This window comes from Amycolatopsis rifamycinica (assembly GCF_000695625.1).
Lineage (GTDB): Bacteria > Actinomycetota > Actinomycetes > Mycobacteriales > Pseudonocardiaceae > Amycolatopsis > Amycolatopsis rifamycinica.
On record NZ_JMQI01000058.1, the window covers coordinates 59,617 to 84,706 of the forward strand.

Genomic DNA, 25,090 nt, shown 5'->3' on the forward strand with positions numbered 1-25,090 from the left:
CCGCGCACCGCCATCCGCCGCAGGATCTCGATCGGGAGCAGGCCATGAGCACTGCCGCACCGCCGCGGAAGTTCGAGCGGCCCGCGCCGCGGCCCGAGCGTCCGCTTTCCGCCTGGCGCAGCAGCATCCTCGCCCCCGTGGCCGCCGGCGTCGCCACCCTCTGCGCCGCCACCTCGGTCACCAGCGTCGTCTCCGGGCTGGCCTGGTTCGGCTACCTCTTCGTCGCCGTCCTGCTGATCGGGGCCACCGGGCTCGCCCTGCGCTCGCTGCAGGTGCCGACCGTCCTGGTCGGCTTCGGGCAGCTGCTCGTCCTGCTCTTCCTCGTCACCGGCGCGTTCACCACGCACGGCATCCTCCAGGTCATCCCCGGCCCGGAAGCGTTTTCCGAGATCGGGACCACGCTGTCGGCCGCCGCCGAGCAGATCCGCGTCGGGCTGCCGCCGGTCGAGGGCAGCCAGCCGATCCTGTGCCTCGTCACCATCCTGATCGGGCTGGTCGCCGTCCTCGTCGACACGCTGACCGTGGCCGCCGCCGCGCCCGCGGCCACCGGGCTCGTGCTGCTGTGCGTCTACGCCGTGCCGGCCGCGCTCAGCGGGGAAATGCTGCCGTGGTGGACGTTCCTGCTCGGCGGCGCCGCGTTCGCCGCCCTGCTGGCCGTCGACGGCAACCACCGGCACCGCCGCTGGCGCACCCGAGAGGCCCCGGGCCGCAGCGGCAAACCGGCCGTGCTGTCCGCGCCGGTCGCGGTCGTCTGCGCGGCGATCGTGCTCGGCCTGCTGGGCGGGGCGATCACGTGGGTCGGCACGGTCGGGCGGATGCCGTTCGGCGACGGCGGCAACGGCCCCGGGACGGGCTCCGGCGGCTTCGGCATCCAGCCGTTCACCGAGCTGCGCGGCATGCTCGACCAGGGCTCCAACCGCGAATTGTTCAAGGTCCGCGGCCTCGGCACCGACCGGCGGCTGCTGCGCGCGATGACGCTGGACACCTTCTACCCCAACAAGGGCTGGGGCCTGCACGACGAAGGCCGTTCGCAGCAGGGCATCCCGGTCGGGCCGCAGCTGCCGCCCGCCCCGGGCGACGACGGCACCGGCACCGCGCGCCGCATCGACGTCGAGCCGACGAGCTGGCGCGACAACTGGCTGCCCGTGTACGGCGCGCCGCGCGTGATCGACGGCGCCGGCACCAGCTACCTCTACGACCAGGTCAGCGGCACGGTGTTCACCACCCGCAGCGAATCGCCGCCGGCGTACACCGAATACGCGTCGCTGAAGGAACCGACGGCCGCCGAGCTGCGCGTCACCTCGCGGGCCGACGACCTGCCGCCGCGCTACCTCCAGATCGACCAGGTCGACCAGCGCGTCCGCACGAAGACCGAGCAGCTGATCGCCGGTGCTTCCAACGACTTCGACCGGGCCTCGGCGATCTGGCGCTATTTCACGGCGCAGCAAGGCTTCGTCTACGACACCAAAACCGCGCCGGCGAACGACGCCGACGCGCTCGCCGACTTCATCCTCAAGGGCAAGCGCGGGTTCTGCGAGCAGTTCGCGTCGGCGATGGCCGTGATGCTGCGCGTGGCGGGCATCCCGTCGCGGGTGGCGATCGGCTTCACCCCGGGTGTGCAGGTCAACGACTACCTGTCGATCACCACCCAGGACGCCCACGCGTGGGTCGAGGCGTACTTCGGCGACAAGGGCTGGGTGACGTTCGACCCGACGCCGCTGTCCGACGGCCGCGGCATCACCCCGTCGTACCTGCAGGCCGGCCCGCAGAACGGCAACCAGCCGGACGACACCCAGGTGGCGCCGAGCACGGTCCAGTCGAGCGCGGCGCCCACCGGCGTCCCGCGCGACAACGAACCGAACCTCCCGCCCCAGGCGGCGAAGGACACTTCGGGCGGCGACGATTGGCTGTTCAACATCGCCCTGGCGCTCGCGGCGCTGGGCGCGGCCGCGCTGATCGCCGCGGCGCTGCTGCGCCGGGTGCTGAACCCCGGCCGCGCCGGTCCGGCCCCGTCGTCCGGGTCTGCGGCAGGCGACCGCAGCGAGGGCTCGCTCTTGGTCCGGGCCCCGGCGGCGGCACCATCCCGGTTCCAGGCGCTGCTCGGCTGGCTGCCCCTGGTGGCGGCGGGGTTGTGGATCATCGCGGTCGGCCTCCTGGCGGCGACGGTGGCCTGGTGGCTCGGCTTGGTGGTGGTGGTCCTGCTGCTCGCGGCGGCGGGCCCGGCACTGGCCCGCGAGGCGGTTCGCCGACGGCGCCTGCAGCGCATCGTCCAGCAGCAGTCGGGAGCGGCCGACGCGGCATGGGCGGAGCTGCGCGCGGAGTGCGCGGACCGCGGCTTGCCGATCCCGAGCAGCGACACGGTTCGCGTAGCAAGCCAGAAGCTGGCGGCGAAGCACCACCTCGACGACGAAGGCCGCGAGAGCCTGAGGACGGTCATCGGCGTCCTGGAGCGATCGTGGTACGGCGAGGACGACGCCCCCCAGCCGGACCTCCCCCCGGCCTTCGACGGCCTGCGGCGAAGCCTTCGCCGCAACGCGCCGCTCTCGTGGAAGGGCAAGCTCTTCCCCCGCTCGGTCTTCCGCAACCGCGACTGACCCCCGCTCCCGGCGACACTCCCGCGGAAAAGGCATCACCCGTGATCCGCAAGGCATCACGTGTGTCTGGAGGGGCATCACGCGTGATCAGCCGGGCATCATCCTGATGCCCCTCCAGTCACGAGAGATGCCCCTCCAGACACGCGAGATGCCTCTCCCATCACGGGAGATGCCTCCTCAGTCACGGGAGATGCCCCTCGGCGCACGCGAGTGCCGGTGCGAGGTGAGCGGCGGCGTCACCCGGGTGGGGGTCACCTACTGTTACCGCGCGCCGAAAGACCCGGGCTGGGGTGGGTGAGCACACAAGAAGATCCGCGTCCCCCCGTTCGGTGGGACGCGGATCTCTTTGGTCTTTCCGCTCTACTGCTCCTCGAAGCGCTGGCGGAAGCGCTCCTCCATCCTCTGGGTGAAGGAACTCCGGCGACCCGATGGCTTTCCACCGCGCGCACCCGGTCCACCGCCCTTGCCGTCTCCGTCGGCGCCGTGCCGAATCGATGTGACGGCCATCATGACTCCGAAGAACATCACGAGGAACCCGAGCACGCTGATCAGCGGGATGTCGGCCACCCGGAACTGCGGCACCACCACGCCCAGCACCAGCAGGGCCACGCCCACTACGAACAGGGCGATGCCCTGAATACGCCGTCGGCGAGCGGGGCGACGCAACCGGGTGCCACGCACCGTGGATGCGAACTTGGGGTCCTCGGCATAGAGCTCGCGCTCGATCTGATCGAGCAGCCGCTGCTCATGCTCGGAGAGTGGCATCTTTCCTCCTCCGGCACAGCTGTCGCGGGCGCCGGGCCGCGCAACGTCCTGGACCCAACAGCCAACCCCAGGCGGGGTGGCACTGTCCAGGATACGAGGCCCACGCCCGCACGACTACCCGATCCCGCATCCAGTAGGGATCGAATTGGGCTAAATCCCGCCCGACGGGGGTTGCGGACGGTCACCGTCGCCGATCGTGACCGTTTTGCCGCCCCGCCGCCATTGTGGGGGAAGGTCACCAAGCCGAAGATCACCGTCCGTTCTCCCGCGGCCCCAGCAGCGACGCGGGCCGTATCGCCGCCGACCCGAACTTCGACCGCGCGACGTCGGCCGCCACCTCCGCGTCCCGCCAGCGCGGTGCCGGCGAGTCGAACACCAGCTGCTCCCCCGCCTCCCCCGTGTCCAGCCCTTCGACGCGGACGCCGATCAGCCGCACCGCCCCGGTCGGCGCGTGCTCGGCGAGCAGCGCCACGGCCACCGCGTGGATCTCGCGCGCCACGTCCGTCGCCGAAACCAGCGTGCGGGCCCGCGTGATCGTCCGGAAGTCCGCGAACCGCACCTTGATCGAGACCGTCCGGCCGCGCACCCCTCGCGCCCGCAACGTCGCCCCGACCCGCTCGGACAGGCGAAGCAGCTCCAGCCCCAGCGACGCCCGGTCGTGCCGGTCGACGTCGAACGTGTGCTCCGCCCCGATCGACTTCTCCGGCGAATCGACCACCACCGCCCGCTCGTCCACCCCGTGCGCGAGCCGGTACAGGTGCTCGCCGATCGCGGTCCCCAGCGATTTCTTCAGCCGCTCCGGCGGGAACGTGGCGACGTCGGCGATCGTCGCCAGGCCCAGGCGCCGCAGGTGCTCCTCGGTCCGCGCGCCGACGCCCCACAGCGCCGACACCGGCAGCGGGTGCAGGAAGTCCAGCGTCTCCGCCGCCGGCACGACGACCACGCCGTCCGGCTTCGCCATCCCCGACGCCAGCTTCGCGACGAACTTGACCTTCGCCACCCCCACCGAGCAGGTGATCCCGTGTTCGGCCGCGACCCGCGAACGAATTTGTTCGCCCAGCGCGGCCGGCGTGGCGCCCAGCCGCCGCAACGCGCCGCTGACGTCGAGGAATGCTTCGTCCAGGCTGAGCGGCTCGACCAGGGGCGTCAGCTCCCGGAAGATCCCCATGACCCCGCGGGACACCGAGCTGTAGAGCCCCCCGGTCGGCGGGATGTTGATCAGGTGCGGGCACAGCCGCTTCGCCGTCGAGAACGGCATGGCCGAGCGCACGCCGAACTTCCGCGCCGGGTAGTTCGCCGCGGCGACGACGGCCCGGGGCCCGCCCCCGGACACCACGACCGGCTTGTCCGCCAGCTCGGGCCGGGTCCGCAGCTCGACCGACACGAAGAACGCGTCCATGTCGACGTGCAGCATCCCGCACCCGGCGTCGTCCGGCACCGGCTCACCCGGCCGGACACGGAACCGGGCCATCCCGCCCGGCAGCTCAGCATTTCGCCCCACGCCGAGGACGTTACCGGCCACCCCCGACAATTTCCGGAGGGCCGGGCGGCGGAGCCCGCGAGTCTCAGACGGCCGGTGAAAAAGCAGGTCAGGCCGGGCGCGCCACCGCGTGCAGCCGGCCGGCGATGTCCCGCAGCACCGGCGTCCCCGCCGCCGCCCGCTCGAACTCCGCCAGCTCGTCGTCCCGGACGTCGCCGGTGACCAGGTCCGAGATCACCCGGTCGCCCTGCAGCAGGGTCACTTCGAGGCCGGCGGCCTCCAGGTCGGCACGCAGACCGGCGGTGGAGAAGCGGCGCTGCACCGTGTCGCCCGCGATGACCCCGTCGGCGCTCTCGAGCAGCTGCCGGGCCTCGCCGACCCGGCCCGCGAGGGCGCGGTGGAACGCCGCCGCGTGCCGGTTCGCCACCAGCACCGACACCGCGCCGCCGGGCGCGACCGCCGTGGCCAGTGCCGAGAGCACCGCGGCCGGGTCGTCGACGATCTCCAGCAGCCCGTGCGCCAGCACCAGATCGGCCGAGCCGGCCTCGACGTACCGGCCCAGCGCGTCGGAGTCGTCCGCGATCACCGTGATCAGCTCGGAGACGCCCTCCTCCTCGGCCCGGCGCTGCAGCGTGGCCAGTGCGTTAGGGCTCGGCTCGACGACCGTCACCCGGCAGCCCGCCGCCGCGAACGGCACCGCCCAGCCCCCGCTGCCGCCGCCCACGTCGACGACGCGGGGGTGCTCGGCGCCCCGGGCGCGTGCGGCCGCGAGTTCGGCCTCGAGCACCCGGCGGACGGCACCCGAACCCCGGGCGGCCACGGTCTCCGTCTTCATGTCGCACAGGGTAGTGCCCGCCCCCGCCCGCCTCCCGGCCTCCTCCCTTCGAGTGAACGGCCCTTGCCCGGCGGCGCCGCCCGCCCGCACCCGTAGGCTGGTGAACGTGCACACGGTCGCCGTACTCAGCCTCAAGGGAGGCGTCGGCAAGACGACGGTCGCTCTCGGTATCGCGTCCGCCGCCTTGCGTAGGGGCACGCGGACGCTGGTGGTCGACCTCGACCCGCAGGGCAACGCCACCACCTCGCTCGACCCGCCCTACACCGACGCCACCCTCGCGGACGTGCTCGAGACCCCGACCCGGGAAATGCTGGAGCGGGCGATCGCTCCCAGTGTCTGGAGCGAGGACGTCGACGTGCTCGTCGGCACCGAAGAGCTGGAGCTGCTCAACGACCCGGACGCCGACAGCGAGCGACTGGCGAACTTCTCGCGCGCGCTGGACGAGCTGCACCGCACATCGCTGCGGGAAACGCCGTACGAGCTGGTGATCCTCGACTGCCCGCCGTCGCTGGGCCGCCTGACGAAGTCGGCGCTGGTCGCCGCGGACAGCGCGCTGATCGTGACCGAGCCCACGATGTACGCCGTCGCCGGCGCGTCCCGGGCGCTGGAGGCGATCGAGAAGATCCGCAAGGAGCTCAACCCGGAGCTGCGCCCGATCGGCGTGCTGGTCAACAAGCTGCGCGTGCGGTCCTACGAGCACCAGTTCCGGATCGCCGAGCTGCGCGAGAACTTCGGCTCGCTGGTGATGCCGACGGCGATCACCGACCGGCTCGCGGTGCAGCAGGCCCAGGGCGCGTGCAGCCCGATCCACGAGTGGCACTCCCCGGGTGCCCAGGAGATCGCGCTGACGTTCAACATGGTGCTGGCGAAGATCCTGCGCTCCAACCGGGCGGGCCGGCACCGCATCGCCGGCGAGGAAGCCGACGGCCCCGACTGGCCCGAAGGCCCCGCCCCGGAGACCCCCGAGGCGCCGGCCGAGGTGTCCGAGTCCGCGGGATGAGCCGTGCCCGAAGGTGACACCGTCTTCCTGGTCGCCCGGCGCTTCGCCAGGGCGATGACCGGGAAGACGTTGCTGCGCGGCGAGTTCCGCGTACCGCAACTGGCCACTGTGGACCTTTCCGGCCGCGAGGTGCTCGGCGTCGGAACGGTGGGGAAGCACCTGTTCACCCGCTTTTCCGGCGACCTGACCCTGCATTCGCACCTGATGATGGACGGGATGTGGGACGTCTACCCCGCCGGCGCGAAGTGGCGGCGCCCCGGCCACCACGCGCGCGTGATCTTCACCGCGGCCGACGCCCAGGTGATCGGCTTCCGCGTCCACGACCTGAAATTCGTGGCCACCAGCAAGGAACACGACCTCGTCGCCCACCTCGGCCCGGACCTGCTGGATCCGAAGTGGACGGACGAGCACCTGGAGCTGGCGGTCGCGAACCTGACCGCCGATCCGGCTCGCGAGCTCGGTCTCGCGCTGCTGGACCAGCGCGTGATGGCGGGCGTCGGGAACCTCTACAAGTGCGAGATCGCCTTCCTGCTCGGGGTGACGCCGTGGACGCCGGTGTCCGAAGTGGACGCCGAGCGCACGGTGGCGCTGGCCCGCAGGCTGCTGCTGGCCAACGCCCTCGCCGGGCGGTTCGACCAGAGCACCACCGGCCACCTCGACCGCAACCGCAAGAACTGGGTGTACGAGCGCACCCGGCAGGGCTGCTTCCGCTGCGGCGGCAAGCTGCTGGTCCGCACCCAGGGCCAGGACGTCCGGCGGCGGCCGACGTGGTTCTGCCCGAAGGACCAGACAGGGCCGTACCCGCCGCAGTAAGCCGGCTCACGTGACGCGGTACAACCACGTGCTCGACGGCGTGTTCGCGCTGCGCGAACGCCCCGCGGGCCTGGTGTCGTTCGGGCTCGGCGGTCCGGAACCCGGCGTCGGGCGGCCGCAGTTCGAGCCGTACTTCACGCGGGCGCGGTCGACGCCTCCTTCCTCGACGAGCGGCGGAAAGGCCGTCTGCGGAGTGAGATCACAGAAATGACGTTGCACAGCACCGCGGACTTCACCTAGCGTGGCAGTACACGAGAAAGGAGGTGGTCCTAAGTTGTATTCCAACAGGACTCGTGAGGTGACTGTCCGCTAGCGGATGGTACGTGGAGGACTTTGAGCAGCGATACAACCGAGCCACCTTCGGCTCATCGCCTGCTTCACGTGGTGCCTGATAGCGAATACCAGGCAGTCACCGTGCCCCCGGGGTTCCCGAGCACCAGTCCGGCTCGGGCTCAGGCGTTTGACGGCGCTTGAGAGCACCCCCGGGGGTCCCTTTATTTCGCTCATCTGTGCAGGTCATGCCACCCGGCGTCGCAGGACGACCGTCCGGCGATCAGCGTTTCGCCGTACCGTCCCCCGGACGGCTGAAGCTCGCTAGCCTGGACGCATGCTCAGGCCCGACTACCCGATCACCACGGCACGCCTGCTCCTGCGCCCGTTCACGCCCGATGACCTCGACGCGTTGAACTCCTTCCAGTCCCGCGCCGACGTGGCCCGCTACCTGTACTGGGGCCCGCGCAGCCGCGCCGAATCGGCCGCCGCGCTCGCGAAACGGGTGCACAGCTCGACCTTGACGAAGGAAGGGCAGTTCCTGGCCGTGGCGGTCGAGCTGGCCGCGACCGGCCAGCTGATCGGCGACCTGAACCTGGAGTGGCTGAGCAGCGAACACCGCCAGGGCGAGATCGGGTTCGTCTTCCACCCCGACCACCACGGCAAGGGCCTGGCCGCCGAAGCGACCACCGAGCTGTTGCGGCTGGGCTTCGAAGACCTGGGCCTGCACCGGATCATCGGCCGCTGCGACGGCCGGAACACCGCGTCCGCCGCGCTGATGGAACGCCTCGGCATGCGTCGGGAAGCGCACCTCAGGGAGAACGAGATCGTCAAGGGCGAGTGGACCGACGAGCTCATCTACGCGATGCTCGAGGACGAGTGGAAGGACCGCGACTGAGTGGTCACTTTCACGTGAAAGTGCCCGCTCGGGTAGCGGCGGCCGGGCGGTTTGGCAGCATGGGGACGTGTTCTTCGACAAGATCGTCCGCCCGGCGCTGTACCGGCTGTCCTACCACGATCCCGAGCTGGTGCACGAGCGCACGATCGGCGTCCTGGCCCGGCTCGGGAAGGCCGCGCCCGCGCTGGGAGGCGTGCTGCGCGTCGACGACCCGGTGACCGTGCTGGGCCTGCGGTTCCCCAACCGCGTCGGCCTGGCCGCCGGGATGGACAAGAACGGCCGCGCGCTGCCGGCGTGGCCCGCGCTGGGCTTCGGGTTCGTCGAGGTCGGCACCGTGACACGCCTGGCGCAGCCGGGCAACCCCAAGCCGCGGCTGTTCACGCTCCCCGCGAGCGACGCGGTGATCAACCGCATGGGCTTCAACAACGACGGCGCCGAAGCGCTCGCGGCCAAGCTCGCCCGCGACGGGAAGCCCGGTGTGCCGCTGGGGATCAGCATCGGCAAGTCGAAGGTGACGCCGCTCGAAGACGCCGTCGAGGACTACCGGTTCTCGCTGCGCGCGCTCCACCCGTACGCGGACTACTTCGCGATCAACGTCAGCTCGCCGAACACGCCGGGGCTGCGGCAGCTGCAGGACCGCACCGCGCTCGCCGAACTGCTCGGCGAGCTGCGTTCGACGTCGGCCGAGCTGGCCGGCGCGGGCCGTCCCACGCCGGTGCTGGTGAAGGTCGCACCCGACCTGACCGACGACGCGCTGGCCGAGCTGCTGGAGGTCGCGCTCGAGCACGGCGTCGCCGGGATCATCGCCACGAACACGACGCTGTCGCGCGAGGGCGTCGCGGCCGCGGAAAGCGGCCTGGCCGGACAGGCGGGAGGACTGTCCGGCCGGCCGCTGACCACCCGCGCGGCCGAGGTCGTGCGGTTCGTGCACGACCACACCGGCGGGCGCCTGCCGATCATCGGCGTCGGCGGGATCATGGGCCCGGACGACGCCATCCGGCTCGTCGACGCCGGTGCGTCGCTCGTGCAGCTCTACACGGGCTTCGCGCTGCACGGGCCGGGCCTGGTGCGCCGGGTCAGCCGGGGTCTCGCGGCCCGGCGGTAGACGCGAACCGGACGTAGCCGCGCCAGGAGTCGTAGCGGTCCAGACCAGGCCCCTCCGCGGCGAGGCACCGGACGGCCAGGGGCGCGGTGCCGTCGTCCAGCACCACGCGGTCGAGCACGAACGGCTCCTTCAGCGTGGCGGCGAACCGTTCGAACGCGACCGGGGACAGGCGCCAGCGCTCGCCCTCGAGGGTGCTGCTGCCCTCGAGGACGCCCGGCTGCGGCGGTTCGGTGTCCAGGAGCACCATCCGGTAGCCCTCGGTGGTCCGGACCGGTCCGGTGAAGCGGGCGCCGAGACCGGTGAGGTCGGCGTTGAGCGGCTGGCCGCGCAGGTGGGCGCCGAACACGACGACGTCCTCGCCGGGCTCCGGGTAGGGCGTCATCGGCTCGTCCGTGCAGATGGCCGCCAGGTCGAGGGCGATCTGGTCTTCGAACGCCCGCGTCAGGAAGGTGACGCCGAAGGGGCGGCGGTCGCCCGGCAGCACCGGGACGGTCACCGCGGCGACGTCGAGGAGGTTCGCGAAAGCCGTGCAGGCGGCCAGGCGGTGGCCCACGCCGGCCGGGTCGGCCAGCGTTTCGGCGATCCCCGGGTGCTCCGGCACAGTGGGCACGATGAGGGCGTCGAAACCGTCGAAGCCCCGCTCGGGCAGGGAGATCGGCGTCAGCACGGCGCCCGCGGCGGTCAGCCGGGCGACGACGGCCTTGAGCGCGAGGCTCGCCGCCTCGCCGAGGGGAAGGCCGGCGGGGTAGGCGATCCGCGGGTGCTCGCCGGCGCCGAGGCGGACGTCGGCGGGCCAGGAGCGGTCGCCGCCGGTCATCAGTGTGAGGGCGCGGTGGGCCGTGATCAGGCCGTTCGCGTAGACGGAGACGTTCTCGGCGGCGGGCAGCAGGCCGCGCGTCGGCTTCACCGCGGCGACGGCGTTCAGCGCGGCCGGAACGGCACCTCCGGTGCTCAGGGCCAGGTCGACGACGCCGAGCGCGACGGCGACCGCGGCGCCGTTGCCGCCGGTCTTGGTGCGGTCCCAGGCGCTGGAGATCGGGGCGGCGCCGGTCTTCCCGAGCACGACGGCACCGGCGGCGGTGAGCCGGGTGACGACCGCGGCGCTGGTCTCCGGGACGCCGTGCCCGGACGGCTGGCCGGCGACGTCGATGAGGTCCTGCACGGCGATGACCGTGCCGGCCAGCGGCAGGCCTTCACCGGCCTTGACGCGTTCGTCGACGGCCTTGGCGTCGACGAGGACGTCTTCGACGGCGCGGAGGGTGGTCCAGAGTTCGGGACGGCCGGCCTCGGTGAGGCGTTCGAAGGCCGCGATGACGCGCTGGGAGGCGGTGGGCGGGGTGATCGGCACGGGATCCGGGTCCGGCGGGAGCGTGTTCACGGGGCGTCCTTTCCTCGGCGGTCGAGAAAGTCCACTGTGTACGGTCGGCGCCGTCGAACCTCAGTCCACGGCGGGCCTCCCGGCGAGTGACACCTCGGCATGCATGACAGAAACGTTAGGGCGCGGACGTTTCCGTAGCCATCAGTTTCCGATTACGCCCGGGTTTCGGCCCCGGAAGGTGAACAGGGCGCGACGCCGGGGTGAAACGCACGATCACGCACGCCGGGTGACGAAGGCCGGTGTGGGCCATCCGGCCGCCCTCGAACGGCCGAGTCCGAGATCCGAATGGCGCAATACCGCCCCGATTCGGGTGACGACGGCCGAAACACGGGTGACCCAGCCCGGATCCCCCGTGACTGACGCCGGAACTCACGTGACGGAACCCGGAACTCGCGTGATGGGAGACGTACCGGCTCTGCGCACCCGAGTTCCGGCTTTGATCACGCCGCTTCCGGCGTGGATCACGTGAGTTGCGGGGTCAGGGGAGTTCGCGGAGGGCCATGGCCAGGCCGGCCAGGCGGTCGGTGGCGTCGGTGAGGGCCTGCTTGGACGTCACCAGGCCGTCGCCGGCGGCGGCGACCGTGTGGCCGGCCGCGGCGACCAGGCCGCGGTAGCCCTCGAGGCCGTCTTCGAGCTGCTCGCGGAGCTTGGCCACCGCCGCGTCGAGGGCCGCCTTCTCGCGGGCGGGCGCCGAGTCGCGGCCGCGCTCGATGGCCGTGATGCGGCTCGCCAAGCCGCGCAACGCGGCCGCCGCCTCCGTCGCCGTCTGGCGGGCGTCCGCGACGGACACCTCCGAGACCGGGACCGTGCCCAGCGAGGACGGCACCGACAGCTGGCGCAGCAGCTCCGTCAGCGAGGCTTCGCACTCGGCGAGCCGTTCCATCGGCTCGCGGGCCGCCGAACGGGCGGGCGGCAGCGGTGGCGGTCCGGCCGGAGCCGCCGGGATCGGGGTGCGCTTGAGCTCGCGCAGCTTGAGGCCGGAGCGGACGCTGAACGTGCCGAACACGACGGCTCCGGCGAACGCCGTGATCGCCTGCGGCATCATCGCCGCGCCCGCGGGGCTGAGCCAGCCCATGCCGGCCGCCACGGTGAGGACGCCGCACAGGATCGTCAGCAGGATCCACAGCGTCAGCGCGCGGGACGTCCGGCGCTTGCGGCGTTCGAGCTTCGCGGCCGGGTGGTTCCAGCGGTCCCACTTGGCCCGGGCCTCGGCGAACGCCGGGACCTGGCTGGCCATCGACGACAGGGAGGCCGTCATGTCGGGACGCCGGACCGGCGGCCGCTGCAGCGGGTTCGGGCGCTGCGGGGGTGCGGGCTTCCCGCCGGCCTGGTCGGCCGGCGGGAAGTACTTCTGCACCTTTTGGAGCTTCTCCTGGGCGCGCACCGCGTAGTCGGGCAGCTTCTCGATGTGCTTCTCCAGCTTCGCGCTCAGCTCGCTGAAGTCACGGCGTCTGCCCTGCTGCCCCATGGTGCTCGCCCCCTTCGGTGTCAGGCCGGGTTCTTGCCCTGCTCGGCCTGCACGCGTGCCTGGATTTCCCGCTGGATGTCGGCCTGGCTGCTCGACGCCGGAGCCGTCTTGCCACCGTCGGTCACCTGCGCGACCGAGTCACCGTGCATCGACGCACGGATCTGCTGCAGCCGCGACTGGCCGGCCATCTGCGTGGTGGAGGCCTGGACCTCCATCATGCGGCCCTGGACCGAGTTCTGCGCGAGCTCGGCCTGGCCCAGCGCCGTGGTGTAGCGCTTCTCGATCTTGTCGCGGACCTCTTCCAGCGACGGCGTGTTGCCCGGCGCGGCCAGCTGGCTCATCTGGTTGAGCGAAGCGGAGACCTGCTCCTGCATCTTCGCCTGCTCCAGCTGCGAGAGCAGCTTCGTGCGCTCGGCGAGCTTCTGCTGCAGCATCTGCGAGTTGCGCTCCACGGCCTTCTTGGCCTGGGCCGCGGCCTGCAGAGACTGGTCGTGCAGCGTCTTCAGGTCCTCGATGCTCTGCTCGGCCGTGACGAGCTGCGTCGCGAAGCTCTCCGCGGCGTTCTCGAACTCGGTGGCCTTCTGCTCGTCACCCTTGGAGCGGGCCTCGTCGGCGAGGACCAGCGCCTGCCGGGTGGAGGCCTGCAGCTTTTCGACCTCGCCGAGCTGCCGGTTGAGCTTCATCTCCAGCTGCCGCTGGTTGCCGATCACGGAGGCGGCCTGCTGCGTCAGCGCCTGGTGGTTGCGCTGCGCCTCCTCGATGGCCTGCTGGATCTGTACCTTCGGGTCGGCGTGCTCGTCGATCTTCGACGAGAACGCCGCCATCATGTACTTCCAGAACTTCACGAACGGGTTGGCCATCTCCTCCGCCTGCCTTCTTGCGTCCCACGGGCCTTAGTGATCTCGGGGTGGGGCGTCGCTCCCCTGCTCATGCAACGCTCCGACCCCGGCGTCGGGTTCCATCGTGTCAGGTCGGCCACGTCCATTCCAGGCGACCCGGCCGAATTCAGGGATCACCCCGATCACTACCCGTAGACAACGCCGACGGCCCCGGGCGGGTTGCCCGGGGCCGTGCAGTCGTGTGCGCGAAAATCTACGCGGCGATCGTCGAGGCCAGCTTGGGCTGGCCGATCGTCGTCCGCAACGTCGTGTTCATCCGCGGTGCCGGGGAAACCCGCAGGTCGGCGAGGTCGTTCCCGATCAGCTCGGACATCAGGCGGCCGCCTTCGATCCCGGCTGCCGAGGCCTCGGCGCCCCGCTTCTCCCGGGGTGCGCCCTCCACGATCCGCTCGTCGACCGGTGCGACCTCGACGTTGTCGAGCGCCGAAACGTCCGCCGCCACGTTGTGCAGCAGTTCGCCGAGCGGAAGGTCCAGGGCCTGGCAGATGGACGCCAGCAGCTCGCTCGACGCCTCTTTCTGGCCGCGCTCGACCTCCGAGAGGTAGCCGAGGCTGACCCTGGCGGCGCGGGAGATGTCGCGCAGCGTACGACGCTGATTGGTGCGGGCATGACGGAGCCGATCACCGATCGCCTCACGCAAAAGCACGGTCATCACGCGCCTCCCTTCCGAACAAGTACCCCCTACGTTACCCAGAGCGGCGCCCCGGGCGCAGGAGTTGGTGTGCACGTACGCCAAGGGCGAACGCGTGTTTCACGTCAGATGTTCCCCGAGCAGGGCAAACGCGGCCAAGACCGACTCGGTCCTGATCAAGTCTCGATCGCCGGTCAAGGCCAGGGTACGGACTGTACGTGTTCCCGGCCCGGCGAGCCCGACGTGCACGGTGCCCGGTTCGACGCCGTCCTGCGCCGACGGCCCGGCCACACCGGTCAGTCCGAGGCCCCAGGTGGCGCCGCACCGGTCGCGGGCACCCTCGGCCAGCTGGGCGGCCACCTCGGGGTGGACGGCGCCGTGCTCGGCCAGCAGGCCGGGGTCGACGCCGGCCAGGGCGGCCTTCAGCTCGGTCGCGTAGACGACCAGGCCGCCGCGCAGCGCCGCGCTCGCCCCGGGCACCCGGGCCAGGGTCGCGCAGACGAGCCCGGCGGTCAGCGACTCGGCCGCCGCGACGGTCTCGCCCCGCGCGGTCAGCGCGCCGACGAGAGCGGCGGCCTGCTCAGCACCGGTGGCGGCGCTCACCCGCCCGGCCGGCGCAGCTCCCCGGGCAGCCTGCTCGTCGGCCACCGTCAGCTCCCGGTGACCCGGCGCCCGGCCGCCCGCAGCCGCACCGCCCGCACCAGGTAGTCGACGCCGGTCACCACGGTCAGCACCAGCGCCAGCCCCATCAACGCCCACCGCACCGGGTCCACCCCGGCCGGCAGCGGCAGCAGGTACGCCACGATCGCCGCGATCTGGGCCATCGTCTTGGCCTTCCCGCCGCGGCTGGCCGGGATCACGCCGTGCCGGATCACCCAGAACCGCAGCAGCGTGACGCCGATCTCGCGCACGGCGATGACGATCGTGACCCACCAGCCCAGCTCGCCGAGGACGCTCAGCCCGACCAGCGCCGCGCCGGTCAGCGCCTTGTCCGCGATCGGGTCGGCGATCTTGCCGAAGTCGGTGATCAGGCCGTACTTGCGGGCGACCCAGCCGTCCAGCTGGTCGGTGGCCGAGGCGACCGCGAACAGCCCGGTCGCGATGGCCCGCCAGGTCGTGTCGTTTCCTTCGCCGACGAACAGCGCCAGCACGAACAGCGGCACCAGGACCAGGCGCGACAGCGTCAGCAGGTTCGCGACGTTGAGCGTCGGGACCGGGGTCGGCTCGGGGACCTGGGCGTGGGCTTCGTGGGTCAGGCCCTCGTCGGCGGCGTCGCTGGGGAGCGCACTCACCGGTCGGCGTCCGGTACCGCGCGGACGATCAGGTCCACGCCCGCCGAGTCGACGACCTCGCACCGCAGGAAGTCACCCACCTGGGTCTTCTCGGGGGCGTCGAGGATGACGCACTCGCCGTCGACCTCCGGCGCCTGGTGCGCGGCGCGGCCGGTGAGCTCGCCGTCGTCGTCCAGCTCCACCAGGACGTCGACGAAGGTGCCGATCCGGTCCTCGGCGCGCTGCGTGGTCAGCTCCTCGACCAGCGCGGAGATCCGCGTGACGCGTTCCGCGACCACCTCGGGGTCGAGCTTGCCGTCGAAGGTCTCGGCCTCGGTGCCGTCCTCGTCGGAGTAGCCGAAGACGCCCACGGCGTCGAGGCGCGCGCCCGTCAGGAACCGCTCGAGCTCGCTCAGGTCGTGCTCGGTTTCGCCGGGGAAGCCGACGATCACGTTGGTCCGGATGCCCGCCTCGGGCGCGTACTCGCGGATCTGCTCGCACAGCGCGAGGAACGAGTCCGTCGAGCCGAACCGGCGCATCCGGCGCAGCACCTGCTCGCTGGAGTGCTGGAAGGACAGGTCGAAGTACTCGGCGACGCCCGGTGTGGTCGCGATGGCCTTGACCAGCTGCGGGCGCGTCTCGGCCGGTTGCAGGTAGGAGACGCGGACGCGCTCGATGCCGTCGATCTCCGCCAGGCGCGGCAGCAGCCGCTCCAGCGCGGTGGCGCCGTCGCGGCCGAAGTCCTTGCCGTAGGACGTCGAGTTCTCGCTGACCAGGAACAGTTCCTTGACGCCGTGTCCGGCCAGCCACATCGCCTCGGCGACGATCTCGTCGGGCTGCCGCGAGACGAACGACCCGCGGAACGACGGGATCGCGCAGAACGAGCAGCGCCGGTCGCAGCCGGAGGCGATCTTCAGCGCCGCCACCGGCGAGTCGTCGAGGCGCGTGCGCAGCACCCGCGGGCCCCAGCCGTGCTGCGCGTGGCCCGGGACCTCGACCGCCTCCGCGGCGGCGGGCCGCTCGACCGGGCTGATCGGCAGCAGCTTGCGGCGGTCGCCCGGCGTGTGCGAGGCGATCTTGCGGCCGGCGACGACGTCGTCGAGCCGGGCGGACAGGTCGGCGTAGTGGTCGAAGCCCAGGACCGCGTCGGCCTCGGGCAGGCTGTCGGCGAGCTCGTGCCCGTAGCGCTCGGCCATGCAGCCGACGGCGACGACCTTCTTGCCCGTGTCGGACGCGGCGAGCAGCGTGTCGACGGAGTCCTTTTTGGCCGACTCGACGAAGCCGCAGGTGTTGACCACCACGACGTCGGAGTCTTCGGGGTCGGCCGCCAGCTCCCAGCCGCCGGCCGCGAGCCGGCCCGCCAGCTCCTCCGAGTCGACCTCGTTGCGGGCGCAGCCCAGGGTCAGCAGGGAGACGCGTCGGGTGGCGGCTGGGTCCGTGGCAGGGGAAGGCACGACGTTCAGGGTAGCCGCCGGTCCCGGGCGGGCCGACGACGGCGTGGCCCGGTCATGACAACCGGGCCGGGGGGACCCCGAAAGCGGCTGTGCCGCCGCGCGCGCCGGGCGGTGTGGCAGGGTTGACGATCGTGCCGTCCGACTCGCCCCGCCCGACCGTCCGCCGCGCCCGGATCGCCGACGTCCGCAAGATCAAGGCCCTGGTCGACTCGGACGCGGGCCGCGTCCTGCTGGAGAAGGACCTGGTCACGCTGTACGAGGACGTCCAGGAGTTCTGGGTCGCCGAAGTGGGTGACGACGTGGTCGGCGCGGCCGCGCTGCACGTGCTCTGGGAGGACATCGCCGAGCTGCGCACCGTCGTGGTCGACAAGGCCGTCCGCGGCCAGGGCGTCGGCCGGGTGCTGGTCGCCCGGCTGGTCGACGAAGCGCGTGAGCTCGGTCTCAAGCGGCTGTTCGTGCTGACCTTCGAGACCGGCTTCTTCGCCGGGCACGGCTTCGTGGAGATCGACGGCACCCCGGTGTCGCACGAGGTGTACGAGGAGATGCGGCGGTCGCACGACACCGGCGTCGCCGAGTTCCTCGACCTGCCCTACGTCAAGCCCAACACCCTGGGAAATTCCCGCATGCTGCTCGAACTCTGAGTGAAAACCTCCTTTCGGGCGGTGACGTGCGCCACGGCCCTGCCCGAAGCTGATCGGGTACCCCTCCCCCGATCGGCAAGGGACACACCGATGCGCACGACACTGCGGAACCTGGGGGCCACCGTGACGGTGGCCGTTTCTGTCGGCGCGGGCGCCCTGCTGGGCGCCGGCACCGCGGCGGCCGTCGACATTCCGGCGGTCACCGACCAGTACCTCTTCTCGACGTCGCTGTCCGGGTTCGAGTCGATCCGGAACCAGGCGCCCTACTCGGGCCAGCTCGACTGGTCGTCGGACGGCTGTTCGTGGTCGCCGGACACGCCGTTCGGCTGGCAGTTCCTGCCCGGCTGCCACCGGCACGACTTCGGCTACCGCAACTACAAGAAGCAGGGCCGGTTCACCTCGGCGAACCGGCTGAAGATCGACGACAACCTCTACACCGACCTCAAGAGCGTCTGCGGCTCGAACATCGCTTGCAAGGGGGCGGCCTGGACGTACTACCAGGCGGTCCGCAAGTTCGGCGGCTGAGCGCGCCGCTCAGCTGATCCGGACGGTCGCCTCCTCCGCGTCCTCGCTCACCGACACCAGCTCGATCCGGCTGGCCGCGAACGTCGTCGCCTGCGGGCCGGTACGGGGGCCGCTGTGCAGCTCGGCCGTGGTGCTCTCGCCGCGGCCGGGCTCCTTCAGCAGGAACGCCAGTGTGGCCTCGCCCTGCCACACGCACTGCATCCCCGGGCGGCACCGCGAGTCGGCCACCACCCTGGTGTAGCGCACAGTCAGGTCCTTGCCCTGCACCGCGACCTCCTGGCCGAGCCGCAGGGTGACGTCCTGCCCGGCGGGCGCGCTCACCGTCGACGGCGCCGGCGCCGCGGGCGCAACCGGTGCGGCGGCGACCGTGCTCCCGGCACCCACCGTGAGCACGGCGAAGGCGAACAGTCCGGCTACGAATCGCTGTAGGTCCACGTGATCAGGACGGAACGGGAGCGGGTACGGGTTGCACTGTTCAGAGCATCTTCTCGACAAGAACCCAGACACCCGTAGCCGGGTTGCGCTGATGCTCGGTGCCGGGTGCGTAACGAGGCTTTCGAGCCCGTTCGACAGCCACCTCGACTCCTGTCTCGTAGTCGGCGAACTTGAGCGCGGACTTGTCATACTCCGGCACGTACCTTCGAAGCCGTCTAGCGACGTCGTTGTAGCAGGTCAAGGGCGCCATACAGGACTCGAAATGCAAAAGGAGCCAGTACTCGAAACACGGATTCGAGATGGCGAGGCTGACTTGAGACCGACGAGCACTGGTCACGGCTTTCGCAACGTCGAATTGATCGACATCCACGACGCACCACACCTCGTCGTAACTGTCGCCCGCTCGGTCACGTATGCCGGCCGCGTAACGGACCACTGCGTCAGGATCGGCCGGCTTCACCTTCACCTTGACTGTCACAGCCGGATTCCGTCGAGCCTGCTTCAAACCCTCCAGGTAAGTCGGCTCGGTCTGGTCTGCGCCACACACAACGAGAAGACGTGACCGCGGCTCTCGAAAGGCGGCCCGTCGGCGGCCACTGTTCTCGCGCCTGGTCATTTCCGCACGGCCGCCTCGAAGAAGTCGCCCAGCACCGGAACCGCCCCGTAACTCCCGCCGAGGTAGCGGCGTTCGATGTTTTGATCGTTCCGCGGTTTGAAGTCGGTGAGCGGGTAGAGCTCACTGGCCCCCGCCGCGTTGCGCTCGACGAACCACACCTGGTCTCGCTCCAGCACCTGATCGCCCAGCATGGTACCCAGGAGGCTCGTGTCGTGCGTCGTGAAGACCAGCTGAGCATGCTGCGCGTTGATCCGCTCATCGGCGAACAGGCCGACCAGCTTCGCGGTGAGCAACGGATGAAGACTGGCGTCGATCTCGTCGACGACCAAGAGCGAACCGGAGTCGAGCACCTCCAGTACAGCGGGCAGTAAAGCCAACCAGTTGCGAGTGCCCGAAGATTCTTCGTGCAGATCGAACGGCTCTCGGGTGTCCCCGTGCAACAGAACAACCTCGCGCTGTGTCATGACTTGATCGTCTCGAAGCCCGACTGACCGACTTACTTCGTTGACCTCCAAGTCGACGATCCCGACGTCCGCGGCCTGGAGCAGCGCAACCATCCGCCTTAGTCGCGCGGTATCACCGTTCGACAGGTATGAGCTCACTGAACGATGAATGTGTCGGGAGAATCTCGCGGTCGACGGCATGCGCATGCCGCTGCGAAACCAGTCGAAGACAGGAACCAGCGGGCCAATGGCCAGTTGCCTGCACAAGCTGAGGAAAAGTGCGTCGGGACGCACCATCTCCTCCAGCAGCTCGAGTTTGGCCTTCACATCGGCGACGGTACTTCCGAACTTGACGATCCGGCCTTGCCGCTCGAAGAGGAGGCGCTTGCGTTTCTCGGGGTACGAGTACAGCCACTCTTCCATGACCTCGTCTCGCGCTACGACGAAACCATAGGTGTACGGCGTCCCGGAAAGGACGAGCTCGACGACGAAGGTGGAACCTTTCGCCTTGCTGGCCGGGTCCAGGCGGAACGGCTGTTGAAGGCATCCTTCCTCCAACGTGGTGCTTCGCAGGTCCGAGCGCACCAGTTGCCTCATGGTGTACAACCCGTCGAGCAGGTTCGACTTGCCGGACGCGTTGGCGCCGTACACCGCGGCCACCGGGACCACCGGACGAGAGTCCCCGGGCAAGGCGGGCATCAGGAGCAGCTCCTGCTCGTCCCGGAACGAACGATGATTGCCGAGCCGGAAGCTCCGCAGCACCCTGACCACCTCCCTGACGATGCTTCAAGCCGATCCGTACCAGTAAACCGCACAGAACGGCTCGAAGCATCAGCCAGGGGCAGTTACTCGTCGTCCTCGCCGCCGTCGGCGTCGACCGGGCCGCCGCCGCGGATCATGTACAGGACCGACTCCAGTTCCTCCGGCTTGATCAGCACGTCGCGGGCCTTCGACCCCTCCGACGGGCCCACCACGCCCCGGCTCTCCAGCAGGTCCATCAGCCGGCCCGCCTTGGCGAAGCCCACGCGCAGCTTCCGCTGCAGCATCGACGTCGAGCCGAACTGGGACGTCACGATCAGCTCCGCCGCCTGCAGCAGGACGTCGAGGTCGTCGCCGATGTCCGGGTCGATCTCCTTCTTCTCGCCCGCCTTGGCCGCCGTGACGCCGTCCTGGTAGTCCGGCTGCGCCTGTTCCTTCGCGTAGTTGACGACCGCCGCGATCTCTTCGTCGCCGACGAACGCGCCCTGGATGCGGACCGGCTTGCCCGCGCCCATCGGCAGGTACAGCGCGTCGCCCATGCCGATCAGCTTCTCCGCGCCCGGCTGGTCGAGGATGACCCGGGAGTCGGTCAGCGACGACGTCGCGAACGCGAGCCGCGAAGGCACGTTGGTCTTGATCAGGCCCGTCACCACGTCGACCGACGGGCGCTGCGTGGCCAGGACCAGGTGGATACCCGCCGCACGGGCCTTCTGGGTGATCCGGACGATCGCGTCCTCGACGTCGCGCGGGGCGGTCATCATCAGGTCGGCGAGCTCGTCGACGATCGCCATGATGTACGGGTACGGCCGGTACTCGCGCTCGGAGCCCGGCGGCGCGGTGATCTCGCCGGACTTCACCTTCTTGTTGTAGTCGTCGATGTGCCGGACCTTGTTGACCTGCATGTCCTGGTAGCGCTGCTCCATCTCCTCCACCAGCCAGGCCAGCGCGGCGGCGGCCTTCTTCGGCTGGGTGATGATGGGCGTGATCAGGTGCGGGATGCCCTCGTACGGCGTCAGCTCGACCATCTTCGGGTCGATCAGGATCATCCGGCACTCGTCCGGCGTCGAGCGCGCCAGCAGCGACACCAGCATCGAGTTGACGAAGCTGGACTTACCGGACCCGGTCGAACCCGCGACCAGCAGGTGCGGCATCTTCGTCAGGTTCGCGGTGACGAAGTGGCCCTCGATGTCCTTGCCGAGGCCGATCACCATCGGGTGGTTGTCCTTGACCGTGGACGGCGCCCGCAGGACGTCACCCAGGCGGACCATCTCGCGGTCGGAGTTCGGCACCTCGATGCCGACCGCGGACTTGCCCGGGATCGGCGCCAGCAGGCGGACGTTGTCCGTGGCCACCGCGTAGGCGATGTTCTTGGTCAGCGCGGTGATCTTCTCGACCTTCACGCCCGGGCCGAGCTCGACCTCGTAGCGGGTCACCGTCGGGCCGCGGGTGAAGCCGGTGACCTGCGCGTCGACGTTGAACTGCTCCAGCACGCCGGTGATCGCCTCGATCATGGCGTCGTTGGCCTTGCTGCGGGACTTCGGCGCGTCGCCGAGCTTCAGCAGGTCGGGCGGCGGGAGCTGGTAGTCGCCCTCGACCGTGCGGGTGACCGCCAGCGGCGGTTCCGGGGCCTTCTTCGGCTTCTTCTCGGGCACCTCGACCGGCGGCGGCTTGGGCAGGGCCTTGGGCGGCTTGATCGGCGTCGGCGCCTCGGCGAGGGCGGCGTCGAGGTCGAGCTGCTCGCCGGTGTCACCGGACTGGCGCCGCCGCGACGGCTTGCGCAGGCGCGCCGACTTCGGGTCGGATTCGGTGACCTTTTCCTCGTCGGTGGCGAACCCGCTGCGCAGCGCCTCGGCCTCGGCGAGCTCGTCTTCGTCGAGGCCCCAGTTCCGCAACCGGTTCGGGATCTCGCGGACGGGCGTGCCGGTGAACACGAGCACGCCGAAGAAGAGGGCGAGGATCAGCAGCGGCACGGCGACCCAGGTGGTGACGCCCATGGTGAGCAGGCCGCCGGAGAAGGCGCCGACGATGCCGCCGGCGTACATCCGGCCGTCGTTGGTCTCCGGCAGCGCGGTGAAGATGTGCAGCATCCCGAGCACCGACAGGACGACCATGATCGTGCCGACGACCATCCGCGGCCGCGTCTCCGGGTGCGGCTCGGACCGCATCAGCGCGACGGCGACGACCACCAGGACCAAAGGCAGCGTGACGGCCCCGGCACCGAGGACGGTCCGGGCGGCGATCTCCACCCCGGCCCCGATCGGCCCGGCCGCCCGCCACCAGACGCCGACGGCCGCGACGATGGCCAGGGCGATCAGGCCCAGCGCGAGTCCGTCGCGGCGGTGTTCCGGCTCGAGCTCGCGGGTGCGGCCGACCGTCCTGGCCAGCGTGCCCAGGCCCTTGGCCAGCAGGTTCCACGTCCCGCGGACGCCCTTGCCGAAGATCCCGGGCGTCTTGCGGCGCGCGCGGGGTGGCGGCTTGCGAGTGGACGACGTACGAGGCTTCGCGGGTGTACGCGGCTTACGCGCCGCTGCCCCTCTCGCGCCGCTTCCCGTGCTTCTCTTCCTCGTCGCCGACCCAGCCATGCTGTTTACGGTAACCGGCCGTGGCGGTTCGTCCCACGCGCCACTCTCGGCCCAGGGTGAACTTCTGCCTCACATCCGCCCTTGAGCGGCCATCCGGGTGAACCCATCCGACCAGTGCGCAAACGGGTGAAATCGACGTCTGCCATGCTCTGCCCATGCTCGCGCTGCGCACCGCCGAACCGCCCCGCCGTGCTCCCGCCATCTGGCGGACCATGCTGAACATCGACCGGGGCCTGGTGAACCTGGTCGGGCGGCTGACCGTCACCGGCCGGGTGCCCGCGCAGCTGCGGGGCAAGCCGCTGCTGATGGCCGCGAACCACATCGGCGTGTTCGACGCGTTCGTGCTGATGGCCGCGTGCAAGCGGATCGGCATCAACCCGCGGTTCATGCTGGCCGGGGGCATCCTGGACGCGCCGGTGATCGGACCGGCGCTGCGGGTCAGCGGGCACCTGCGGGTCGACCGCAAGCACGCCGGGACCGCCGTCGGGCAGTTCGCCGAGGCCGTCGAGGCGATGAAGACCACGCGTGAGCCGATCATCGTCTACCCGGAAGGCCGGATCAGCCACGACCCGGGGCTTTGGCCGGAGCGCGGCAAGACCGGCGCGGCGCGGCTGGCGCTCGCGGCGGGCGTGCCGGTGATCCCGATCAGCCAGTGGGGCGCGCACGAAGCCGTCTACTGGGGCACCGAGACGGTGAACGGCCCGGCCGACCTCGTCCCCCTGGCCCGCTCGGGTCTGAGCGCGCCGCTGCGCCGGCCGCGGTTCCGGGTGCACTTCGGCGAGCCCGTCGACCTCTCGGACATCGACGCGCTGCGGCCGGGCGCCGGGGTGCGCGCGCACGCGAAGATCATGCAGGCGATCACCGACGGCCTGGTCCCGCTGCGCCGCGACGAGCTCGACCGGCCCCGGTTCCACGACCCGACGCGGCCGACCGACACGGTCAGCCCCTGGAAGCCGCCGTCCGCACTGTGAGACACGCGGGCCGGCGCCCTTAGAGTCGGCGTCGTGAGCACACGGATATTCGTCGTCTACTACAGCTCGACCGGCAACACCGCCGCGCTCGCCGAATCGCTCGCCGAGGGCGCGCGCGAGACCGGGGCCGAGGTGCGGGTGCGGACCGTGCCGGAGACCGTGCCCGCCGAGGCCATCGCGCGGAACCCGCGCTGGCAGGCCTGGGTCGACGCCGGACCGCACCACGATCTCGCCACGCTCGAGGACCTCGAGTGGGCCGACGGGCTCGCCGTCGGCAGCCCGACCCGGTTCGGCGGGCCCGCCGCCCAGCTCAAGTCCTTTTTGGACAGCACGGGTGGACTGTGGGCGCAGGGTAAGCTGGCGGACAAGGTCGCGACGTCGTTCACGACGGCGTCCACCGCGCACGGCGGCCTCGAGTCGACGCTGCTGGCGATCAACAACGTCTTCTACCATTGGGGCGCGATCGTCGTGCCGCTCGGCTACACCGACCCGCACCTCATGGCGTCCGGCAACCCGTACGGCGGCTCGTTCGTGTCCCGCAAGTCGGCGGCGCCGGACGACGTCGCGCTCGACGCCCTCCGTCTGCAGGGCCGCCGGCTGGCCACCGTCACCACGCACGTCGCCACCGGGCTGAAGCGCGCCGGGTGACTGCCGGGTGCCACCGGAGCGGCACCCGGACGCGGTTCAGCCCCGGGCCGCCGGGGCGGCGGATTCCTCGTCGGCCGGGCCACCGCCGGTCTGCGGCGCACCGTGCGGCTTCACCGCGACCTGCGGCGCGGGCTTCGGCTTCGCGGGCTTCGCCTTGGTGGGCGCCGGCTTGGTGGACGTCGGCTTGGTGGGGGTCGGCGTGTCGAGGATCCCGACGGTGAAGTTCCGGTACCCGCTGCCGTTGCCGCCGTCGAGGCAGTGCATGGTGGCCACGTAGTACCCCGGCCAGACCCCGGTGAACGTGATGGAATACCTCTTCCCGTTCCTCGTCATCAGACCCGACTGCTTCGGTTCCTGGCCGCGGTAAACGTCGTAGCTCGCTTCGGCATCGACCCCACTGGCGGCACACGTACCCCTGATGGTCACCGAGTTCCCCGACACCGAGACACTCATCGTCGTCGGTTTTCCCGGGTACGGTTCGTCGGCCGAAGCCACGACCGGCGACAGCAGCACGCAACCGGTGGAAACACCGACGGCGAGCGAAATTCTTCGCATTGTTTCACCTCCAGGATCCATCGCACGGCGAATGCGTGCGAAGGTCAAACACCC

General features: G+C 71.0%; 25 protein-coding genes. 10 read left to right on the forward strand and 15 right to left on the reverse strand.

The features are described from left to right. Positions 1 to 44: 44 nt before the first annotated feature. Entirely contained in the window at positions 45 to 2,594 is a 2,550-nt protein-coding gene (locus tag DV20_RS27255) for a transglutaminase family protein (RefSeq protein WP_043785182.1), read from the forward strand. A 360-nt stretch (positions 2,595 to 2,954) separates the two neighbouring features. Here DV20_RS27255 and DV20_RS27260 read toward each other — a convergent pair whose 3' ends face one another. The 3 genes from DV20_RS27260 to DV20_RS27270 all read right to left on the reverse strand — a co-directional run bounded on the left by DV20_RS27260 (position 2,955) and on the right by DV20_RS27270 (position 5,674). Next, positions 2,955 to 3,359, reverse strand: a complete 405-nt coding sequence (locus DV20_RS27260) for a DUF3040 domain-containing protein (protein ID WP_043785186.1) — start codon at positions 3,357 to 3,359, stop codon at positions 2,955 to 2,957. Positions 3,360 to 3,609: 250 nt separating this feature from the next. Continuing rightward, on the reverse strand, positions 3,610 to 4,830 hold the full coding sequence (dinB, locus tag DV20_RS27265) for a DNA polymerase IV (protein ID WP_043785188.1): 1,221 nt from the start codon (positions 4,828 to 4,830) through the stop codon (positions 3,610 to 3,612). 118 nt (positions 4,831 to 4,948) lie between these two features. Next, positions 4,949 to 5,674, reverse strand: coding sequence for a methyltransferase domain-containing protein (locus DV20_RS27270; protein WP_043785190.1), 726 nt, complete (start codon positions 5,672 to 5,674; stop codon positions 4,949 to 4,951). 106 nt (positions 5,675 to 5,780) lie between these two features. Between DV20_RS27270 and DV20_RS27275 the strand changes: the two genes are divergently transcribed. The 5 genes from DV20_RS27275 to DV20_RS27295 all read left to right on the forward strand — a co-directional run bounded on the left by DV20_RS27275 (position 5,781) and on the right by DV20_RS27295 (position 9,760). After that, the gene (locus tag DV20_RS27275) at positions 5,781 to 6,674 is read left to right on the forward strand and encodes a ParA family protein (protein ID WP_043785324.1); all 894 of its coding nucleotides are present in this window, start codon (positions 5,781 to 5,783) and stop codon (positions 6,672 to 6,674) included. A gap of 3 nt (positions 6,675 to 6,677) precedes the next feature. Then, positions 6,678 to 7,487, forward strand: a complete 810-nt coding sequence (locus tag DV20_RS27280; RefSeq protein WP_043785191.1) for a DNA-formamidopyrimidine glycosylase family protein — start codon at positions 6,678 to 6,680, stop codon at positions 7,485 to 7,487. Between the two features lie 10 nt (positions 7,488 to 7,497). Then, positions 7,498 to 7,698, forward strand: a complete 201-nt coding sequence (locus DV20_RS47205) for a hypothetical protein (RefSeq protein WP_043785193.1) — start codon at positions 7,498 to 7,500, stop codon at positions 7,696 to 7,698. Between the two features lie 396 nt (positions 7,699 to 8,094). Beyond that, a complete protein-coding gene (locus tag DV20_RS27290) occupies positions 8,095 to 8,655 on the forward strand; it encodes a GNAT family N-acetyltransferase (protein WP_043785195.1) in 561 nt (186 codons plus the stop codon). Between the two features lie 67 nt (positions 8,656 to 8,722). Then, a complete protein-coding gene (locus DV20_RS27295; RefSeq protein WP_043785197.1) occupies positions 8,723 to 9,760 on the forward strand; it encodes a quinone-dependent dihydroorotate dehydrogenase in 1,038 nt (345 codons plus the stop codon). On the opposite strand, the gene DV20_RS27300 is transcribed toward DV20_RS27295, so the two are convergent. The 7 genes from DV20_RS27300 to rimO all read right to left on the reverse strand — a co-directional run bounded on the left by DV20_RS27300 (position 9,732) and on the right by rimO (position 16,861). Continuing rightward, a complete protein-coding gene (locus tag DV20_RS27300) occupies positions 9,732 to 11,138 on the reverse strand; it encodes an allophanate hydrolase-related protein (RefSeq protein WP_043785199.1) in 1,407 nt (468 codons plus the stop codon). The genes DV20_RS27295 and DV20_RS27300 overlap by 29 nt on opposite strands. Before the next feature lie 478 nt (positions 11,139 to 11,616). Then, positions 11,617 to 12,606 carry a phage shock envelope stress response protein PspM gene (pspM, locus tag DV20_RS27305; RefSeq protein ID WP_043785201.1) on the reverse strand — a complete coding sequence of 330 codons (990 nt, stop codon included), beginning with the start codon at positions 12,604 to 12,606 and terminating at the stop codon, positions 11,617 to 11,619. 20 nt (positions 12,607 to 12,626) lie between these two features. Beyond that, complete coding sequence (locus DV20_RS27310; protein ID WP_043785203.1) at positions 12,627 to 13,466, reverse strand: PspA/IM30 family protein; 840 nt, start codon at positions 13,464 to 13,466, stop codon at positions 12,627 to 12,629. Between the two features lie 232 nt (positions 13,467 to 13,698). Beyond that, positions 13,699 to 14,157, reverse strand: a complete 459-nt coding sequence (locus DV20_RS27315) for a helix-turn-helix domain-containing protein (RefSeq protein WP_043785204.1) — start codon at positions 14,155 to 14,157, stop codon at positions 13,699 to 13,701. 99 nt (positions 14,158 to 14,256) lie between these two features. Then, complete coding sequence (locus tag DV20_RS27320; protein WP_043785206.1) at positions 14,257 to 14,739, reverse strand: CinA family protein; 483 nt, start codon at positions 14,737 to 14,739, stop codon at positions 14,257 to 14,259. Between the two features lie 47 nt (positions 14,740 to 14,786). Further along, complete coding sequence (gene pgsA, locus DV20_RS27325) at positions 14,787 to 15,428, reverse strand: CDP-diacylglycerol--glycerol-3-phosphate 3-phosphatidyltransferase (protein WP_043785207.1); 642 nt, start codon at positions 15,426 to 15,428, stop codon at positions 14,787 to 14,789. Then, on the reverse strand, positions 15,425 to 16,861 hold the full coding sequence (gene rimO / locus DV20_RS27330; RefSeq protein WP_043785209.1) for a 30S ribosomal protein S12 methylthiotransferase RimO: 1,437 nt from the start codon (positions 16,859 to 16,861) through the stop codon (positions 15,425 to 15,427). The genes pgsA and rimO overlap by 4 nt, the downstream gene beginning before the upstream one ends. A 122-nt stretch (positions 16,862 to 16,983) precedes the next feature. On the opposite strand from rimO, the gene DV20_RS27335 reads away from it, so the two are divergent. Both DV20_RS27335 and DV20_RS27340 read left to right on the forward strand, forming a co-directional pair. Then, the gene (locus DV20_RS27335; protein WP_407638352.1) at positions 16,984 to 17,502 is read left to right on the forward strand and encodes an amino-acid N-acetyltransferase; all 519 of its coding nucleotides are present in this window, start codon (positions 16,984 to 16,986) and stop codon (positions 17,500 to 17,502) included. Positions 17,503 to 17,592: 90 nt separating this feature from the next. Further along, positions 17,593 to 18,027 carry a phospholipase gene (locus DV20_RS27340; RefSeq protein ID WP_043785210.1) on the forward strand — a complete coding sequence of 145 codons (435 nt, stop codon included), beginning with the start codon at positions 17,593 to 17,595 and terminating at the stop codon, positions 18,025 to 18,027. A gap of 9 nt (positions 18,028 to 18,036) precedes the next feature. Here DV20_RS27340 and DV20_RS27345 read toward each other — a convergent pair whose 3' ends face one another. The 4 genes from DV20_RS27345 to DV20_RS27360 form a co-directional block, all read right to left on the reverse strand. After that, positions 18,037 to 18,462, reverse strand: coding sequence for a hypothetical protein (locus tag DV20_RS27345; protein WP_235190975.1), 426 nt, complete (start codon positions 18,460 to 18,462; stop codon positions 18,037 to 18,039). Between the two features lie 40 nt (positions 18,463 to 18,502). Beyond that, entirely contained in the window at positions 18,503 to 19,009 is a 507-nt protein-coding gene (locus tag DV20_RS27350) for an RloB family protein (protein WP_043785212.1), read from the reverse strand. A gap of 65 nt (positions 19,010 to 19,074) precedes the next feature. Continuing rightward, positions 19,075 to 20,283, reverse strand: coding sequence for an AAA family ATPase (locus DV20_RS27355; RefSeq protein WP_043785214.1), 1,209 nt, complete (start codon positions 20,281 to 20,283; stop codon positions 19,075 to 19,077). An 83-nt stretch (positions 20,284 to 20,366) separates the two neighbouring features. Beyond that, on the reverse strand, positions 20,367 to 22,862 hold the full coding sequence (locus DV20_RS27360) for a DNA translocase FtsK (RefSeq protein WP_043785216.1): 2,496 nt from the start codon (positions 22,860 to 22,862) through the stop codon (positions 20,367 to 20,369). 155 nt (positions 22,863 to 23,017) lie between these two features. Between DV20_RS27360 and DV20_RS27365 the strand changes: the two genes are divergently transcribed. Further along, entirely contained in the window at positions 23,018 to 23,833 is an 816-nt protein-coding gene (locus tag DV20_RS27365) for a lysophospholipid acyltransferase family protein (RefSeq protein WP_043785218.1), read from the forward strand. A gap of 33 nt (positions 23,834 to 23,866) precedes the next feature. Further along, positions 23,867 to 24,481, forward strand: coding sequence for an NAD(P)H:quinone oxidoreductase (wrbA, locus tag DV20_RS27370; RefSeq protein ID WP_043785220.1), 615 nt, complete (start codon positions 23,867 to 23,869; stop codon positions 24,479 to 24,481). Positions 24,482 to 24,517: 36 nt separating this feature from the next. On the opposite strand, the gene DV20_RS45095 is transcribed toward wrbA, so the two are convergent. Continuing rightward, a complete protein-coding gene (locus DV20_RS45095) occupies positions 24,518 to 24,814 on the reverse strand; it encodes a hypothetical protein (RefSeq protein WP_152603765.1) in 297 nt (98 codons plus the stop codon). Positions 24,815 to 25,090 lie beyond the last annotated feature (276 nt).

Excerpts from the sequence above, each read along its gene's own strand:
- DV20_RS27255 (WP_043785182.1), top strand. The coding sequence starts at position 45 with ATGAGCACTGCCGCACCGCCGCGGAAGTTCGAGCGGCCCGCGCCGCGG.
- DV20_RS27260 (WP_043785186.1), bottom strand. The coding sequence starts at position 3,359 with ATGCCACTCTCCGAGCATGAGCAGCGGCTGCTCGATCAGATCGAGCGC.
- dinB (WP_043785188.1), bottom strand. The coding sequence starts at position 4,830 with ATGGCCCGGTTCCGTGTCCGGCCGGGTGAGCCGGTGCCGGACGACGCC.
- DV20_RS27270 (WP_043785190.1), bottom strand. The coding sequence starts at position 5,674 with ATGAAGACGGAGACCGTGGCCGCCCGGGGTTCGGGTGCCGTCCGCCGG.
- DV20_RS27290 (WP_043785195.1), top strand. The coding sequence starts at position 8,095 with ATGCTCAGGCCCGACTACCCGATCACCACGGCACGCCTGCTCCTGCGC.
- pspM (WP_043785201.1), bottom strand. The coding sequence starts at position 12,606 with ATGGGGCAGCAGGGCAGACGCCGTGACTTCAGCGAGCTGAGCGCGAAG.
- DV20_RS27310 (WP_043785203.1), bottom strand. The coding sequence starts at position 13,466 with ATGGCCAACCCGTTCGTGAAGTTCTGGAAGTACATGATGGCGGCGTTC.
- DV20_RS27315 (WP_043785204.1), bottom strand. The coding sequence starts at position 14,157 with ATGACCGTGCTTTTGCGTGAGGCGATCGGTGATCGGCTCCGTCATGCC.
- DV20_RS27340 (WP_043785210.1), top strand. The coding sequence starts at position 17,593 with ATGCGCACGACACTGCGGAACCTGGGGGCCACCGTGACGGTGGCCGTT.
- DV20_RS27360 (WP_043785216.1), bottom strand. The coding sequence starts at position 22,862 with ATGGCTGGGTCGGCGACGAGGAAGAGAAGCACGGGAAGCGGCGCGAGA.
- DV20_RS27365 (WP_043785218.1), top strand. The coding sequence starts at position 23,018 with ATGCTCGCGCTGCGCACCGCCGAACCGCCCCGCCGTGCTCCCGCCATC.
- DV20_RS45095 (WP_152603765.1), bottom strand. The coding sequence starts at position 24,814 with ATGACGAGGAACGGGAAGAGGTATTCCATCACGTTCACCGGGGTCTGG.